The organism is Tunturibacter gelidoferens, assembly GCF_040358255.1.
GTDB classification, from domain to species: domain Bacteria; phylum Acidobacteriota; class Terriglobia; order Terriglobales; family Acidobacteriaceae; genus Edaphobacter; species Edaphobacter gelidiferens.
In genome coordinates this window covers 1,544,832-1,559,987 of record NZ_CP132938.1, presented here as the reverse complement: position 1 = coordinate 1,559,987, position 15,156 = coordinate 1,544,832, and the positions used below count along the sequence as shown (strand labels likewise).

Sequence of the window (15,156 nt, the reverse complement as noted above, 5' to 3'; positions counted from 1 at the left end):
ACGATCACCTGGCATTCAAATCAGGATCTCGATGCCCAGCCTACCAATCCATCCGACTCGATCCCCATCCAATGATGGAGTGCGCCCTCGCCAGGACAAAAGACACGGCCTCAGATGGCAGATTCCCGTTGCGCATATTGCTGCGTCTCTACGGCCTGCGCTACTCGAAGCATGGTCGATTCATCGAAGTGCTTGCTCATAATCTGGACTCCGATCGGCAATCCTGCCTTCGTCTGCCCACAGGGCACGGACACGCCGCAAATGCCCGCCAGACTCGCCGCAACTGAGTAAATGTCTTCCAGATACATCTGGACAGGGTCGTCCGTCTTTTCGCCCAGCTTAAACGCCGGGGTTGGAGTTACCGGAGCCACGAGCACATCGACATCGGCAAACGCCGTCAGAAAGTCTCGTGTGAGAAGAGTTCGAACCTGCTGCGCCTTGCGGTAATAGGCGTCATAGTAACCCGCGCTCAGTGCATAGGTACCCAGCAGAATCCGCCGCTTAACTTCGGCGCCGAAGCCCGCATCTCGAGTCTTCCGAAACATCGCCGACAACGTGTTCGCCTCTTCCGCCCTCAGCCCGAATCTGACTCCATCGAACCTCGAGAGATTCGACGATGCCTCCGCCGTAGCGATGACGTAGTAGGTCGGAATCGCATATTTGGTGTGGGGTAAACTGACCGGCTTTACCACGCATCCCACCAGCTTCAAACCAGCAAGTACACCATCAATTGCGCTACGAATCTCCGGGTCCAAGCCATCTCCGAAGTACTCCGTCGGCACGCCGACCCGTAACCCGTCAACAGGTTGCGCCAGTCCGCCGACATAGTCAGCCACCGGTTTGGTCGATGAGGTTGCATCCATAACATCTTTTCCTGCAATAACTTGCAAGATAGTTGCAGCGTCTCTTACTGTTTTTGTAAGCGGCCCAACACGGTCCAGCGAGGACGCGAATGCAATCAACCCGTAGCGACTAACCCTCCCGTACGTCGGCAAGACACCGACCACGCCGCAAAAGGCCGCTGGCTGCCGAATCGACCCGCCAGTATCAGTTCCAAGGGTCGCTACTGCAAAATTCGCCGCCACCGCAGCCGCCGAGCCGCCGCTCGAGCCGCCCGGAACCCTATCTAACGCCTTTGGATTCAACACCGGTCCGTACGCAGAGTTTTCGTTCGACGAACCCATTGCAAACTCGTCGCAATTCAACTTGCCCAGCAGCACCGCCCCAGCTGCTTCCAGCTTCGCTACTGCAGTAGCGTCATACGGAGGTCGGTACCCTTTCAAAATGAGTGAACCAGCAGTCGCCGGAGCTCCCTTCATTGCCAGAACATCTTTTATCCCCACTGGAACACCCGCCAGTGAAGGTAACGGGGCCCCCTTGGCGAGCATCTCGTCGATCTTCTGCGCTTGGGCCATCGCCCGCTCCCGACTTAGCGCCAGAAAGCTATTGATCTCCCTATCCTCAGAGGCGATGCGATCATAGTGCAGCGCCGCAAGCGCAGTTGCAGTCGTTTCACCTGAAGCTAACGCCTTATGCGCGGCATCGATTGTCAGGTTCTCCATATTCAGTACTTTTACGTTCACCTTTCAATCACCTTCGGAACCTTGAAAAATCGTCCATCGGTCTCTGGAGCCGCGGACAGTACTTCAGCTCTATCGAGCGACGGTCGTACTTCATCCATCCGCAACGCCTCTCCACGATCGAGCACAGTGTCACCCAACATCTCACTTACCTGTGCCATCGCAGGGACCCCAGAAGTATCCAGCTCATTCAATTGATCGATATGGCCAAGAATGGCGTTCAAGTCTCTTTGCATCCTTGGTTCTTCCTCCGCCGTTAGCTCCAGATTCGCCAACTCTGCGACCCGCCGCACATCGTCCAAGGTTACGCTGGCCTGTTCGTTCATCGCTTGAAATTCCTCTTCTCGAAGTGTATCTCGCTCACAGCTACACCTGAAATACGTGACAACTCCCCGGCAAGCTGTCGACGCATACTTATCAACTGGCGCAGCCACGCACCATCGTTCACATCTATTCGAACTATGCCGTTCTCAAATCCTACGACCTGCCCCCGCTCCGCCATCGCCTTTCCGCACGCAACTGGCCACGCAGCCGCCAGTCTATCCTCCTCCTGGAGCCCATGCAGGCTCTTACCCAAAGAACCTCTCAACATGTCCCGCATACCTTCTAAAGACATCAGCAAACTCCGATCAAGTCGTCACTGTCGAGATCCACGGGGCGATTTCTAAGGAATTTCCCGGCTAGAGCTCGCCATATTCCAACTCCATGGCGGTCGCTTAAAATCACGGCAAACCAGCGCTGAGATGTTTTGTCTGAGGGATCACCCGCACGAGCAAAGTCAAAAGGCGAGGTCCTCGAAAACAAAGAAATCGATCCCGCGCTCGTAGATGACGCGCAGAAAATTTCGGCCCACACTGCTCTTCATTTCATGAGAGTGAGATTAATACGCGCCGTCCTGGTTAACTACTGATGCAAACGTCTTCATCAGGATCCAAAGGTCTCTCATGAGCGACCATCGTTCAACGTATTCACAGTCAAGTGTGACACGTCTCTCGTAACTCAATGCACTGCGTCCCGATACCTGCCAAAGCCCCGTCAATCCAGGCTTCACCCTGCAATAGCAATCGAAGCAATCACCGTACTTCTCTACTTCAGCAGCTACAATCGGCCGTGGGCCTACCAGGCTCATTTGCCCAACGAGCACATTCCAGAGCTGGGGTAACTCGTCCAAGCTATATCGCCGAAGAAAAAGCCCAAGCGGTGTAATTCTCGGATCTTTACGAAGTTTGTGGGTTCTGTTCCATTCCGCGCGCGCCTTTGGATTTCGCGCCAGATGAGCCTCCAGGACTTCAGCCGAGTTGATACACATCGTACGGAACTTCCACATAGAAAAAAAAGCCCCACTTTTGCGTATCCGCCGATGCGAATAAAAGACGGGCCCTGGCGAGCTCAGTTTCACAGTTGCGGCCACAAAACCCAGCAATAACAGCACAATGGGCATTGAGATCAGAACCAACGCGACATCAAAGCAGCGTTTGATCACCCGGTATCGGAAAAACTCGGACGGAGTTTCGTCTGCTCGATGCGATATCTCCAGCGAACGGCCAACTGACTCCGGGTACGAATAAGAACCTTCGATAGCCGCTGTCCGCGACTCGGGAGATTGATATTCAGCCTGCATTCGAATCCTGTATCTGTTCGGCTCGTATGTGCGCATGTTGTACGTCACATCAGCCGGACCGGTTCTTGTTACACGCCATGTGTCGCGGTGCGTTCTCTAATCCGCTCCTGGAGCCTGATTGAATCCGGGAAACGGCCGCGCTTCCAATTCACTTCACCTGCTTGCTCATATCTACCCGCTCACGGACCTTACGATGGTCTCTCTGAAGAACCGGGTTGGACCAAGTCGACGACTGGGAAACACAGCGCATTGATACAACTTCATCATTCTAACCGACGGAATTCTGAAAACGGAGCCTACCTCTGTAAGATTCGCTTTTTATTCGTTCCACTTTGGAACGATCAAGCGTGGCTGTTTTCATGTAGCGGCGCGGCCACTAAACTAAACAAATGCGAGTTCTCGAAACGCCTCTACGTGACGTTAAACTAGTTCAACCCCAACGCTTCGGAGATAGTCGCGGTTGGTTTTCAGAGGTATTCAATCAATCAACTTTTGCGGCTGCAGGGTTAGGGGCGCATTTCGTGCAGGACAATCAGTCCTTCTCAGTCAAAGGGGTACTTCGCGGTCTCCACTATCAACTCGGCAAGCCACAGGGCAAGCTCATCCGCGTTCTCTCGGGCCATATCTGGGACGTCGCGGTCGACCTCCGGCGGGAGTCTCCCGACTTTGGGAAATGGGCCGGATTTCACCTGAAAGCCCAATCCTCCGCTGACCAACTGCAGCTCCTCTGGATTCCAGAAGGTTTCGCCCACGGCTTTCTTGTCCTCTCAGACACCGCAGAAGTGTTCTACAAAACCACAAACCTCTACCATCCGGCGGGAGACCGCTCCATCCTCTGGAGCGACCCTGTTCTCGCCATTAATTGGCCTATCGAGGCTCTCGATGGCATTCCTCTCTCGGTCAGTCCCAAGGATGCCCTTGGCAAACACTTTCTGGATGCAGAGCTTCCGCCGGTTGAAGTGACCCACCTTGTCTGAGAGGTCGAGCAGTGTCAGCTCCACGCTGAGAGATCCACGCTGAAAGATCATGGACGCTTTGCTTCCTGGCAGACTCCGGGTCGCTGTGGAGCTTTGAGGGTAGTTCATCGTGCATGTCGCCCGGTGGCCCACTTACCCGTGCGCCACCAGCCAACGTTCCACCTCTGTTAATGACTCGACCTTCAGATGTTCCCCAGCGCATCCGTCAACCTCAGTCCCACTGACTAAAAAAGCCTGGCGCAATCCAGCTGCATTAGCAGCCGCCACATCCGAGCATCGATCCCCCACCATTACACTCTCGCTTAACTCCACTCTAAACTGAGCTGCTCCTCGCCGCAGCATACCCGTGCCCGGTTTCCGGTCCTCGTGCTCGCGTTTATACTCCCCCACTCCGTGTTCAGGATGGAACGGGCAAAAATAAACAGCATCGAGTTCAATACCTTCCTCACGAAGCTTTCCGCGCATGAACACCATCAGCGCTTGAAAATCGGCCTCCGAATAATAGCCTCGCGCGATGCCCGCCTGATTCGTCACAACGATCAGTCGATATCCAAGCCCTACGGCGGTCCTGCAGAGCGAAAAGATTCCATCGACAAACCTTACCTCTTCAGCTAGATAGAGATATCCCACCTCTTCATTGACAACACCATCTCGATCGAGAAATAGCGCCCGCTGCTTCATATTTCTGCCAGTACCTCTCGCAACGAGTTCCGCCAGTCCATCATGGTCCATCTGAATCGCTGCGTCAGCTTGCTACAGTTCAACCGCGAGTTCAATGGCCGTTTCGCAGGAGTCGGGTATTGATCGGTTGGTATAGCCTCGACCGCCGCAAGCCGCACTCGGGGCTCCATCTCATACTGCAGTTGAAGCGCCTCCGCTGCAAATCCGAACCAGGTAGTTTCACCGCCTCCAGCTGCGTGGTACACCCCACTCGCGTCCTGAGTTGCAGTCTCGAATCCCGTTGTCTGCGCGTCGGCTTCGGATCGCCCGATCACATGCGCAGTCATCCTTGCCAGATCACGGCTCCAGGTCGGCGCACCATACTGATCGGCAACTATTCGTAACGTCTCGCGCTCGCGTGCCAACTTGAGAATCGTTAGCAAAAAATTTCTCCCGCGGATTCCGTAGACCCAGCTTGTGCGGAAGATCATGTGCGCAGCGCCGCTATCACGAAGCGCCTTCTCTCCGGCAAGTTTGCTCGCGCCATAGACACTCACCGGGCCGGTCGCATCAGTTTCAGCGTATGGCTTATTCCCTAAGCCATCGAAAACATAGTCCGTAGAGAAGTGAATGACACCGGCACCAAGCGCTCGCGCCTCTTCTCCTATTACTCTGACGGCCTCGGCATTGATTGCATACGCCAACTCCGGCTCGCTCTCCGCTTTATCCACCGCCGTGTAGGCTCCGGGATTCACGATCCACCTTGGCCGTACTGACCGAATCGTCTCGCGGACCGATCCCGCATTCGCAAGATCCATCGTTGCGCGTTCCGGGGCGACCACGTCTCCCAATGACTTCAGGGTTTTCCATAGCTCACCACCGACTTGGCCCGTCACTCCCGTCAAAAGGATCCGCTCCCCCAATGGCAACTTCCCAAGCGCCATCAGTAAACCCTTTCTTCCAGAACTCGTAGCAGATATTGCCCATATGTGCTCTTCGCGATCTTCGATGCTAGTGTTCGCAACTGCTCGGCGTTTATGTAACCGAGCCGGTACACAATCTCTTCAGGGCAGGCCACCTTCAGGCCCTGCCGTTTCTCAATCGTATGGATGAACGTAGCCGCTTCCAGGAGAGAATCGTGTGTCCCGGTATCGAGCCAAGCGATTCCGCGTCCAAGCACCTGCGTCCGCAACTGCCCGTGCTCGAGATACCAACGATTTACATCGGTAATCTCCAGTTCACCGCGGGGTGACGGTTTGAGCCCCTCAGCAACTCCGACGACCTGCGCGTCATAAAAGTAGATACCCGTCACGGCGTAGCGTGATTTCGGCTTTAGCGGCTTCTCTTCAATCGAGATCGCTCGTCGATGCTCGTCAAACTCCACCACTCCATACCGCTCCGGGTCAAGGACCGGATAAGCGAACACTGTCGCGCCTGGGCCGCCCGCAGCAGCCTCTCGCAATGTCTTCGCGAAGTCATGTCCGTAGAAGATATTGTCCCCCAGCACCAGGCAACAACCTTCTCCGGCGAGAAACTCTTTTCCAATCAAAAACGCCTGTGCCAAGCCATCCGGTGAAGGTTGTACGGCATAATGCAGCGTAATGCCCCACTGCTCTCCGCTTCCCAGCAGTTGCTCGAACCGCGGCGTGTCCTCGGGCGTTGATATCACAAGAATCTCGCGAATACCCGCCAGCAGCAAGGCCGACAGTGGGTAGTAGATCATCGGTTTGTCGTAGACTGGCAGCAACTGCTTTGAAACGGTCTGCGTCACGGGATGCAGTCTTGTTCCTGAGCCGCCCGCGAGAATAATCCCCTTCATCGAGTTCCCTCGCCAGCTTGGGTCATTGAGCGACCTTCACCAAGAGCAACTTTTTCTCCCCGCCCAGAGTAGTTCTGCTTCATCCACTGTTGATACGCCCCACTGGTCACATGCTCCACCCACGATTTGTTTCCCAGATACCACTCCACTGTCTTCCTTAGCCCCGTCTCAAAGCTCTCCTGTGCTCGCCAGCCGAGCTCACCCTCCAGCTTGCGCGCATCGATGGCATACCGCCGATCATGCCCAGGTCGATCGGTTACATATTTCAGCAGTTGCAAATGCGGCGTGAACTTTGATTGCGGTACCAGTTCATCCAGCAGCGCGCACACAGTCGTTACCACTTCGAGATTGCTCCGCTGATTGCCGCCGCCGATGTTGTAGGTCTCGCCAACTCGGCCCCGCTCTAAGACAGTGCGCAACGCACTCGCGTGATCTCCAACATACAGCCAGTCTCTTACCTGCTGCCCATCTCCATATACAGGCAGCGACTTGCCCTGCAGAGCATTCGAAATCATCAGCGGAATCAGTTTCTCCGGAAACTGATACGGCCCATAGTTATTGGAGCAGTTCGTGATAATGGCCGGCAAGCCGTACGTATGCACCCACGCCCTCACCAGATGGTCTGACGCTGCCTTCGACGCTGCATATGGACTGTTGGGAGCATAAGGCGTCTCCTCATGGAAGGCCGGCGCTTCCGGTGTCAGCGTGCCATACACCTCATCGGTCGAAACGTGCAGAAAGCGAAACCTCTCCCGATCTGCAGTTGCCAACGCCTCGAAGTATGCGCGGGCCGCTTGCAGCAAGGTAAAGGTGCCATCGATGTTGGTTCGCAGAAACGCTTCGGGCCCCACTATCGAACGGTCAACATGGCTCTCCGCGGCAAAATGAATCACCGCTCGCGGGCGGTATTTTTGCAGCAAGCTGGCCACCAACTCCGCATCACAGATATCACCCTGCACAAAGTTGTAGGCCGGGCTGTGCTCAACAGACGCCAGATTCTCCGGATTGCCGGCGTAGGTCAACTTATCCAGATTGACGATTGGTCCATGGCCGGCACCCAACCAGTCCAGCACGAAGTTGCTCCCTATAAAGCCGGCTCCGCCGGTCACCAGAATGGAATCGCTGCATGCGATCTCTTCTGTCTTCACTGCTAATCTCATTTGCTGCTACTGCCTCCGCTTACGACTTCCTAAGCTTTAAATATAGGCTACACAATCTCGGGCGGCGCGATCTCGCCTTAGCGACGACCCAGGCAACTACAAACTCCGCCATTCTCTCCAATGGGTTGAGACTCGAAAGGTGACCTTATGTCCACGAATGATCAACAGTCGAATCAAAGCCGCTATCAGCCTCCCCCTACCAACTCAGAACATGCCGTCGAACCTTCAGGGCCCAAGGGTGATAACCCGTCAACCGCAGGCCCGGGACCCACCGAGCTCAAGTCCAAAACCCCGGAAAACAGTCAGGGGCACATCAATCCATCTGCGCCGGAAGATGCAAACACCACCCCAGGCACTGCAGGCAAAAAATAAGATTGTTCTGTTCAATGTCTACCATCCGTGATATCTCCTGAAAGGGCCAACAAGACGTCGATATCTCGTAGCCGTTAAAAGCTCTGTCGAATCTCCGCCGCTGTTTCCATAGCGATTCAGCAGAAACACACCAGGCGGTGGCTGACGAGGCAGCGAACTCTTCGCTCGCCTATCGGCAGAGACTTGAGAGCTCTACCGGCGTCTGAACGGTCACTTGAAGGAGCAGTTCCATGGAAATCGAAAGCAGTCTCCATCTGCAACAGCAAATCGCTCGGCTACAGGCACTGCTCGACACGACCCATAGAATTCACAGCACCATCGAGTTGGACAGTGTACTGCGCAGCGTCCTGCAGATCACCGTGCGCGAACTCGAGATGGCGGGTGCGTTCTTCACGGCCTTTCCCTTTTCGTACGGAGAGATCCCCCCACGGTTCCTGTTACATCCTCCGTCTTCCGATCCGAGGCGTGGTTGTTACCGCTTCCCCCTGCTGGACCGCCACGGCGCTGTTCTCACCGAAATGGTCGTTATCACGCGGGAGGGCGCGCCGCTCTCCCTCTACGAACAGGACTTTCTAGAGCATCTTGCGACCCAGGCCGCAGTCGCCATTGAAAACGCTCGCTATCACGAGCAAACCCTGGACATGGAGCGAGTAAAGCAGGATCTCTCCTGTGCTCGGGACATCCAGAGAAGTCTCCTTCCCCAGACCTTTCCCAATATCTCGGGTTACAGTATTGCGGGCCGCTCGCAGACCTGCTACGAAGTCGGGGGCGACTACCTTGATCTCATTGAACTTTCATCGGGAGAACTGATGATCGTCGTAGCTGACGTCGCAGGCAAAGGCCTGGCCTCGGCTCTGGTTGGCAGCTCGTTTCGTGCGGCACTGCGGGCCATTGCAAACTCAGAGATGCCGCTCGCCGACATGGCGACCCACCTGAACTACCTTCATTACAAAGAGGGTGAAGAGTCGCGCCGCCGTTATGTCACGGCCATGTTTCTGAGACTCGATCCAAAGACGCATACTGTCGAAGTAGTAAACGCCGGGCACAATCCGGCTTTTCTCCTCAACGGCAGAGATACGCCCGAGTTGATTGAAGCCAGTGGCACGCCCGTAGGGATGTTGCCTTTCTCTAGCTACTCTGCAGAAAAATATGTACTGTCCGACAAGGCGAAGCTGCTAATCTACACCGACGGAATGACTGAGGTGTTTAAAGGTGACGAAGAATTCGGTCAGGATCGCCTCATGGAGGCATTCCGCACCTGCCGCCTCTCGGACGCGACTGGAACACTGAACTCGATCTGGCAGACTTTGGATGCTTTCTCCAATCAGGAAAACCAATCAGACGATATGACCGCACTCGTAATTGGACGGAAGCCGTAGGAGGGGAAGTGAGCGGTAATAACGTGAACAGTATCGAACTGCGTCTTCCTTCGCGTCTCGGCTTTGAAAAGATTGCAATGAGTACCGCCTCCAGCGTTGCGAAACTGATGGGGTTCGCTCCGGACCGGGTGGAAGACCTTAAGACCGCGGTTGCCGAAGCCTGCATCAATGCGATGGAGCATGGGAACAAACTCGACGAATCTTTGATTGTGGGCGTTATTCTCTCCATGGATGAGACTTCGCTGGAAGTGAAGGTCCTCGACACCGGTACCGGACCTCCGAGCGGCGTTCACGCCCCGGATATGGATAAGAAGATGCATGGAGAAGAGGCCAGTCGCGGTATGGGAATGTTTCTCATTCAATCTCTGGTAGATGAGGCAGAATGGGTCAGTGCGCCTCTCACTGGAAGCTACGCGCGACTCGTCATACGCTTAAGGAAAACAGAGGATTGAAGGAGACATCACCATGGCGGAGTTTAGTACGAAGGTCAAAATGGAGCAGGTTAAATGCGCTTCGGGCGATCCAATCACAGTGCTGCGTTTCGCCGGCGATATTACGAGTTCCTCAGAGCCCGCGGTACTGGGCACCTATGGAGGGCTGTCACCCGAGACATCCAAGCGCATCCTGCTCGACTTTTCCAAGGTGGAGTATCTCAACTCCAGCGGGATCGCACTGATCATTCAACTGCTCTACGCCGCCAGCCAGAAAGGCCAAACCGTGCAGACGTTCGGCCTTACACCACACTTCCAAAAGGTCTTCACGATGGTGGGCATTACCAAGTACACCAAACTCTATCCGGATGAAGCCGCCGCCTGTGCAGGCTTCGAATAAACCTGAGCCCTACTAAGTCGCCTCCGCTGAAATCCGCCGTCTAGGTCGCCGTCAGAATGCCCCTCTCATCTGGAACGTTCTCTGGCTGAAGCCTGCGCTGAATCCGCAGCACAAGAATGTCATCCTCCTGCCCAAAGTCCTGAGCCGCTGAGGCTAATTCCGCGGCGGAGATCGGCTGTTGCAGCATCTTCTCGATGCGTTCAAACCCAAACAGCTGCTTCTGTTGGTCTTGTGCTTCGGCGACTCCGTCAGACATCAACATCAACGTATCCCCGCGCTCGAGCTTGAAATGCGAGACGAAGAACTCAGCACCCGGCACCACTCCGATCGGGAGTGAGCCTCCCATCTCAATCTCTATTCCATTCAGATACGGCGGCAGATGTCCTGCGTTTGCCAATGTCACTCGTCCGTCTGTGCGGATCTGGAGGATGAGGCAAGTCGCACTGGCCCGTCCACGACCCCACAGTCGATCATTAAGGCTGTTCATCAGGACTAAAGGATCTGAGTCGTATTGAACCGCCGTCCGGATCGCACCAACGATCAGTGCGACCAGCATTCCAGCCTGCAGACCTTTCCCTGTAACGTCACCAACCACGATCAGTACGCTGCCATCATCCTGCACAGGCAGTATCTGGAAAAAGTCCCCGCCGACCTCTCGCGCCGGACGATACTCACTTTCGATAGCAAGACCGGGTGTCTGTGGTAGATGCTCTGGGATTAGCACGTGTTGAATTTGCCTGGCTTGTTCGATCTCCGCCTTCCACTGCTCGCGTATCCGCTGGGTATGCAGGAATCGCCGAACCAACATGACCGTGATCAGAAAGACGGAAAAGATCGTCGAAATAGTTCCCAACTGAACGTCGAATCCAAGAATATTAAACGCTGTCGGAACATGAAGAAGACGAAGTTGCCCCTGAAAGAGAGCGATGGCGACCAAGAGCACTGCTGAGAAGGCTAGCCATCCTTCGGTCTTCTGTTTTCGGATACCTCGGAACGTTATTGCGCATAGAAGCGCTGCAAAACTGAGCCTCAGCCCGAGCAGAATGGGTGTCAGATAGACGGCCGCGTGTACGGGGACGTGTTCGCCATAGATCGGCGCGCTCATCATGGCCATTCCGATCATCGTAAGAGCAACCAGCCCCCACACTATGCGATGAACCCACTGCATCCGGCTGATCCGGAACCAATAGCCCCAGAAGATGACCCAAAGCCCGATCCGAATCGGACCGATGATGACGAACTGCAGAAAAATGCCCGGCGTCAGGGCAATCCAAGGCACGAAGCTGACGATGAGGACGACGCCATTACCCAGGATCGTGACGGCACAAACCAGGCTCAGCCACAGATACGACGGTTCGGAACGGTCCATGGAAAGAAGGCTCACTGCGACCATCCAGGCAAGGAGCAGGATGAGCATCTCAAGGAAGCCGCTGCCGACAGCATGCGCGGTATTGTCCCAGTCCATCTGAATCAGGGTTCCGATCACTCCAGCATGGCCAAGAACTGGAGGTTCGTGCATCCCACCGGCGTCCGGAGTAAGGAAAAGAGACGCGCTGTCCATGTATATCCGCACCGCAATGGTCATTGGTCCGTTGCGGAGCTCTCTCGGTAGCCGAAACTCTCTAGGAAGCGTGCTATAGGCCGTTGCCTTGTGTTCGCCAAACCTTCCGAGCTCTCCCAGGAGCTGACCATTGACGTAGAGCTGATACGCATCGTCGACTTCATTCGGCATCTTGATCGCAAGCCTGCCGTGGGAACTCTGCACATTAACTCGCAGCCGATACCATGCGAATCCCGTATGTTTCGGGTAACCGTTGGCTGTCCATCCAGGAATATACCCGCTGCTGCCCAGTTCGGGATTCGCGGACCCAGCGGGAGGAGTCAGATCGATAGTCCCCCAACTGGAGTCATCAAAATCCGGGCGCGCCCAGGCCATATCATCACCGATATGGAACTTCCAGAGGCCAGAGAGTTCGACGGTGCCGTCTCCGAGCGTGGCCTCGAGCTGTGTTCTCGGCGCCGAAGCTGTCGGGGCCTTCTGCCCAAGCAGCCCAGCCGCAAGGCCGAAGAGCAGCAACAACACAACCGAAGTTCCAGCGTATCGCATAGATGCAACTCTCAAATCTATTGATCAACTTCCCCAGCCGGTGATCTGTCATTTGTTGCAACAAGTGAACTGGAAAGTACTTGAAGCCATAAGCTTCGTCTTCCCATTTGCCTCATCAGTCTGGGCACCAATCACCGCTCGATGCCCAACAACCTATAGTCAACCGAAATAGCCCACGCCAAAACGCCAGAGACTTAATGAATTCGCGTCGACAACAAAAGGACTTCTTTCATCCCAACGCCAAGCAGAGCAGAAGAAAGGATGTATCAAGACAGCTGGCGGCTTGATTCGCAGGTTACGCAAACCAACACTTGCCTGTCAACGTCATGTTTCTGACATCATGGGACTTCGCCGACCTTACGGAACTCCCATCCCCGGTTAACCTTTTCCACAAGATTGACGGTTCCTTCCGGCTCCATCAGTTGCAGACCACCCAGATTTTGCTCGGACCGGTCGAGAGCACAAAAAGTCTTGTCCGCGGAGGCTGTTGGTTTCAAAGTACGTCAACCAGAATCCCTGACGGTCCCGTTAGCAAATTTAGCCCAGGCCAAACAGCCTGGGCTAAATTGCTACTTCGCACCTTCTGAACAGCGGGGCGGAAACCACACTCCCACAGAGAAACAGCCTTTAGCGATTACCGGCAGCTGACCCTTTGACAGTCGTCCAGATCCGACGAGACATATACAAGCCAGCCATCATAACGCCCGTCGAGAACAGCATCAACGAGTCCGGCTCAGGCGTAATACCAACCACTCCACTCCCTCCCTGGAATAGGGTAGGATCGGCGCCTTCTTCAAAAACAATAAGATCGCTTCCGGGAGCTATCCCTGTTCCACCGGCGAAGGACAGATCGTACAGTCCGTTGGTCTCAGTACAACTTACAACATTGAGAGCGCTGGGCGTACCGTTTTGGCCGCCTGAGTCGCAACTGGCCGGTTGATTGCCAAGTGGTGCGCCCAGGAAGCTGAGCTCGAGACTGTCGATCGTACCCGGTGTTGCGTTATTGGCAAGGAAGCAACCGTAGGTCCCAGGCGTAACGCCATTTCCCAACCCGAATTGATCGCAGACGGACTGTGACAATGAAACGTTGAAGGGAACTCCCGCATTGAAGATGAAGCATGCGGTGTCGTCCGGCGTACAACTGTTGGGCGGGTCGAGAACCGTCATACGAAAGTCGATACCGCTCGCACGAGCGATGCTGGAACTGGAGCCGCCGCAAAGCAGAGCCAGGACAAAAAAGATGCGAAGAAGATGTTTCATTTGCTGTATTCCTCCAGAGAATTCACTTGGCGATTCTGCAATCGCAGTCGGATCGGGGAAATTGCGCCGCAACCAGGGGTACCAGAACTCTTGTGACTAGTAGTTATCTCCTCAGTAAGCACTTGCCATGCCAAATAAAAACCCAAAAAAACAGGCCAATGACGTGCCTTCAGCCTTTCAATGCGCAGAACATTGCACGGCAAACGGAAGTATTTCGTACCTTCACAGCATCGGAGAGTACGAAACGCAAGAAGATATCTAGTGGAGGTAACGGTTCCAGACTGGCGGGGCTGTCTTTCAATTCCGCTGTAGATCTCATGCAAGCCGGGAATTCGCTCAACTCATCAAGTCGTTGCGTAGCCTGCGGTAGAATCGAAGAAATAGGAAAGTCAATTCAATGCGCCGGTTGCATAAGGGCCTATAGCTCAATTGGTTAGAGCAGCGAACTCATAATTCGTTGGTTCCAGGTTCAAGTCCTGGTGGGCCCACCAAATGTCCTGAGACGTACGCCAAAGGGCACATTGCTCGCTCTGGTCGCATTACTGGAGGTGCGTCTCGCTACTCCGTCAAGACCGATCTCTAGAGATTGAAGTTCGTTATTCGGAAGGGCCGGAAGCCTTGCGTCGACGACTTTCAATGCCAAACGCTCTGATCCAATTTTCAAACTGGTTCAGCTCTCCAGCAAGCTGTGGTGCTCAAATTGCTCGAAAAATAACGCCTATTCAGCGAGTATCCTTTTGAAAACCAGAATCGTCTAGCGCAAGAGAAACCGGGCAATCTTCCATTCAACTATCTACCCCTGCGTCAGGGAGATAGACAAGCGGCTGATACGATTTCAATCCCTTTTATATATCTCTACCAGCGAATGGAGACAAGGCATCTTCCCTTCCACCACACAGAAGAACGATTTGGTATCGGGCTTGGTAATCAGAAGGGTGTCTGAGATAGACTCTACGTAATTGGCGCGATGAATCAGACCTCACCCCGTCGAATAGGACTACCGTTCTTGCCGAACTTCACCTTTATCAGTCACCGGCACTTCGCTCCAGATCGCCCGAAACCCGTTTTTTTTAGCTACGTGTACAACTTATTGAATCTCCCCCATCCCCAGCCAATCGGTGCCAATCGTAGAACCTCTAATTATGTGATCGATAAAGCCGCCATCCTTCACAATTTCGATGGTTCCATCTTCACTGACGACAGCCTCGATAAGTACCAATTCCACGCGTTGAAAATTATGCAGGGTTGCAAGCGACAGCCATCGACTCCGGCTTGCACATCACCCGCCAAGGCCATCCCGTCAGCTTGCCGACAGACCACGAGCCGCGACCAATTGCTATTGGCCGGACGAGATTGCGTCTTGTCAGCCGTTATCTGTCCTAGAAAACAG

The 15,156-nt window shown here is 54.6% G+C and carries 15 protein-coding genes and 1 tRNA gene; 5 read left to right on the top strand and 11 right to left on the bottom strand.

All coding sequences use genetic code 11. The features are described from left to right. Positions 1-110 precede the first annotated feature (110 nt). From gatA to RBB81_RS07170, 4 genes are all read right to left on the bottom strand, one after another. Positions 111-1,562: an Asp-tRNA(Asn)/Glu-tRNA(Gln) amidotransferase subunit GatA gene (gene gatA, locus RBB81_RS07185; RefSeq protein WP_183792344.1), complete on the bottom strand. Its 1,452-nt coding sequence runs from the start codon at positions 1,560-1,562 to the stop codon at positions 111-113. Between the two features lie 17 nt (positions 1,563-1,579). Continuing rightward, positions 1,580-1,906 (bottom strand): Asp-tRNA(Asn)/Glu-tRNA(Gln) amidotransferase subunit GatC, encoded by a 327-nt coding sequence (gatC, locus tag RBB81_RS07180; RefSeq protein ID WP_183790166.1) that lies wholly within the window; start codon positions 1,904-1,906, stop codon positions 1,580-1,582. Further along, positions 1,903-2,196, bottom strand: a complete 294-nt coding sequence (locus RBB81_RS07175) for a DciA family protein (RefSeq protein WP_183790168.1) — start codon at positions 2,194-2,196, stop codon at positions 1,903-1,905. The genes gatC and RBB81_RS07175 overlap by 4 nt, the downstream gene beginning before the upstream one ends. Before the next feature lie 264 nt (positions 2,197-2,460). Then, positions 2,461-3,021: a sugar transferase gene (locus RBB81_RS07170; protein ID WP_246374026.1), complete on the bottom strand. Its 561-nt coding sequence runs from the start codon at positions 3,019-3,021 to the stop codon at positions 2,461-2,463. A 569-nt stretch (positions 3,022-3,590) separates the two neighbouring features. Here RBB81_RS07170 and rfbC point away from each other — a divergent pair. Further along, entirely contained in the window at positions 3,591-4,178 is a 588-nt protein-coding gene (gene rfbC, locus RBB81_RS07165) for a dTDP-4-dehydrorhamnose 3,5-epimerase (protein ID WP_179581307.1), read from the top strand. Positions 4,179-4,310: 132 nt separating this feature from the next. Here the strand turns inward: rfbC and RBB81_RS07160 are convergent, their stop codons facing one another. Genes RBB81_RS07160 through rfbB form a run of 4 tightly spaced genes read right to left on the bottom strand, consistent with a single transcriptional unit; the run spans position 4,311 to position 7,817 of the window. Next, complete coding sequence (locus RBB81_RS07160) at positions 4,311-4,859, bottom strand: D-glycero-alpha-D-manno-heptose-1,7-bisphosphate 7-phosphatase (RefSeq protein WP_179581306.1); 549 nt, start codon at positions 4,857-4,859, stop codon at positions 4,311-4,313. Next, complete coding sequence (gene rfbD / locus RBB81_RS07155) at positions 4,856-5,782, bottom strand: dTDP-4-dehydrorhamnose reductase (protein WP_353073209.1); 927 nt, start codon at positions 5,780-5,782, stop codon at positions 4,856-4,858. Before rfbD ends, RBB81_RS07160 begins: the two co-directional genes overlap by 4 nt. After that, positions 5,782-6,657 carry a glucose-1-phosphate thymidylyltransferase RfbA gene (gene rfbA / locus RBB81_RS07150; protein WP_353073208.1) on the bottom strand — a complete coding sequence of 292 codons (876 nt, stop codon included), beginning with the start codon at positions 6,655-6,657 and terminating at the stop codon, positions 5,782-5,784. Before rfbA ends, rfbD begins: the two co-directional genes overlap by 1 nt. Beyond that, positions 6,654-7,817: a dTDP-glucose 4,6-dehydratase gene (gene rfbB, locus RBB81_RS07145; protein ID WP_353073207.1), complete on the bottom strand. Its 1,164-nt coding sequence runs from the start codon at positions 7,815-7,817 to the stop codon at positions 6,654-6,656. Before rfbB ends, rfbA begins: the two co-directional genes overlap by 4 nt. A gap of 602 nt (positions 7,818-8,419) precedes the next feature. Here rfbB and RBB81_RS07140 point away from each other — a divergent pair. Genes RBB81_RS07140 through RBB81_RS07130 form a run of 3 tightly spaced genes read left to right on the top strand, consistent with a single transcriptional unit; the run spans position 8,420 to position 10,399 of the window. Further along, positions 8,420-9,568, top strand: coding sequence for a PP2C family protein-serine/threonine phosphatase (locus RBB81_RS07140; protein ID WP_353073206.1), 1,149 nt, complete (start codon positions 8,420-8,422; stop codon positions 9,566-9,568). Positions 9,569-9,576: 8 nt separating this feature from the next. After that, complete coding sequence (locus RBB81_RS07135) at positions 9,577-10,020, top strand: ATP-binding protein (protein WP_183790184.1); 444 nt, start codon at positions 9,577-9,579, stop codon at positions 10,018-10,020. A gap of 13 nt (positions 10,021-10,033) precedes the next feature. Beyond that, positions 10,034-10,399: an STAS domain-containing protein gene (locus RBB81_RS07130; protein ID WP_179581301.1), complete on the top strand. Its 366-nt coding sequence runs from the start codon at positions 10,034-10,036 to the stop codon at positions 10,397-10,399. Between the two features lie 40 nt (positions 10,400-10,439). Here the strand turns inward: RBB81_RS07130 and RBB81_RS07125 are convergent, their stop codons facing one another. Together RBB81_RS07125 and RBB81_RS07120 are read right to left on the bottom strand one after the other, a co-directional pair. Next, positions 10,440-12,506: a PP2C family protein-serine/threonine phosphatase gene (locus RBB81_RS07125; protein WP_353073205.1), complete on the bottom strand. Its 2,067-nt coding sequence runs from the start codon at positions 12,504-12,506 to the stop codon at positions 10,440-10,442. 627 nt (positions 12,507-13,133) lie between these two features. Beyond that, a complete protein-coding gene (locus RBB81_RS07120; protein WP_179581299.1) occupies positions 13,134-13,766 on the bottom strand; it encodes a hypothetical protein in 633 nt (210 codons plus the stop codon). 414 nt (positions 13,767-14,180) lie between these two features. Between RBB81_RS07120 and RBB81_RS07115 the strand changes: the two genes are divergently transcribed. Continuing rightward, a tRNA-Ile gene (locus tag RBB81_RS07115) sits at positions 14,181-14,257 on the top strand. A gap of 596 nt (positions 14,258-14,853) precedes the next feature. On the opposite strand, the gene RBB81_RS07110 is transcribed toward RBB81_RS07115, so the two are convergent. Further along, a complete protein-coding gene (locus tag RBB81_RS07110; RefSeq protein ID WP_353073204.1) occupies positions 14,854-14,991 on the bottom strand; it encodes a hypothetical protein in 138 nt (45 codons plus the stop codon). Between the last annotated feature and the right edge of the window lie 165 nt (positions 14,992-15,156).

What these genes read in the sequence shown, in the direction of transcription:
- RBB81_RS07120 (WP_179581299.1), bottom strand. Translation starts at nt 13,766, where the DNA reads ATGAAACATCTTCTTCGCATCTTTTTTGTCCTGGCTCTGCTTTGCGGC.
- RBB81_RS07170 (WP_246374026.1), bottom strand. Translation starts at nt 3,021, where the DNA reads ATGCCCATTGTGCTGTTATTGCTGGGTTTTGTGGCCGCAACTGTGAAA.
- gatA (WP_183792344.1), bottom strand. Translation starts at nt 1,562, where the DNA reads ATGGAGAACCTGACAATCGATGCCGCGCATAAGGCGTTAGCTTCAGGT.
- rfbD (WP_353073209.1), bottom strand. Translation starts at nt 5,782, where the DNA reads ATGGCGCTTGGGAAGTTGCCATTGGGGGAGCGGATCCTTTTGACGGGA.
- RBB81_RS07130 (WP_179581301.1), top strand. Translation starts at nt 10,034, where the DNA reads ATGGCGGAGTTTAGTACGAAGGTCAAAATGGAGCAGGTTAAATGCGCT.
- gatC (WP_183790166.1), bottom strand. Translation starts at nt 1,906, where the DNA reads ATGAACGAACAGGCCAGCGTAACCTTGGACGATGTGCGGCGGGTCGCA.
- RBB81_RS07160 (WP_179581306.1), bottom strand. Translation starts at nt 4,859, where the DNA reads ATGAAGCAGCGGGCGCTATTTCTCGATCGAGATGGTGTTGTCAATGAA.
- RBB81_RS07140 (WP_353073206.1), top strand. Translation starts at nt 8,420, where the DNA reads ATGGAAATCGAAAGCAGTCTCCATCTGCAACAGCAAATCGCTCGGCTA.
- rfbC (WP_179581307.1), top strand. Translation starts at nt 3,591, where the DNA reads ATGCGAGTTCTCGAAACGCCTCTACGTGACGTTAAACTAGTTCAACCC.
- rfbB (WP_353073207.1), bottom strand. Translation starts at nt 7,817, where the DNA reads ATGAGATTAGCAGTGAAGACAGAAGAGATCGCATGCAGCGATTCCATT.
- RBB81_RS07175 (WP_183790168.1), bottom strand. Translation starts at nt 2,196, where the DNA reads ATGTCTTTAGAAGGTATGCGGGACATGTTGAGAGGTTCTTTGGGTAAG.
- rfbA (WP_353073208.1), bottom strand. Translation starts at nt 6,657, where the DNA reads ATGAAGGGGATTATTCTCGCGGGCGGCTCAGGAACAAGACTGCATCCC.
- RBB81_RS07125 (WP_353073205.1), bottom strand. Translation starts at nt 12,506, where the DNA reads ATGCGATACGCTGGAACTTCGGTTGTGTTGTTGCTGCTCTTCGGCCTT.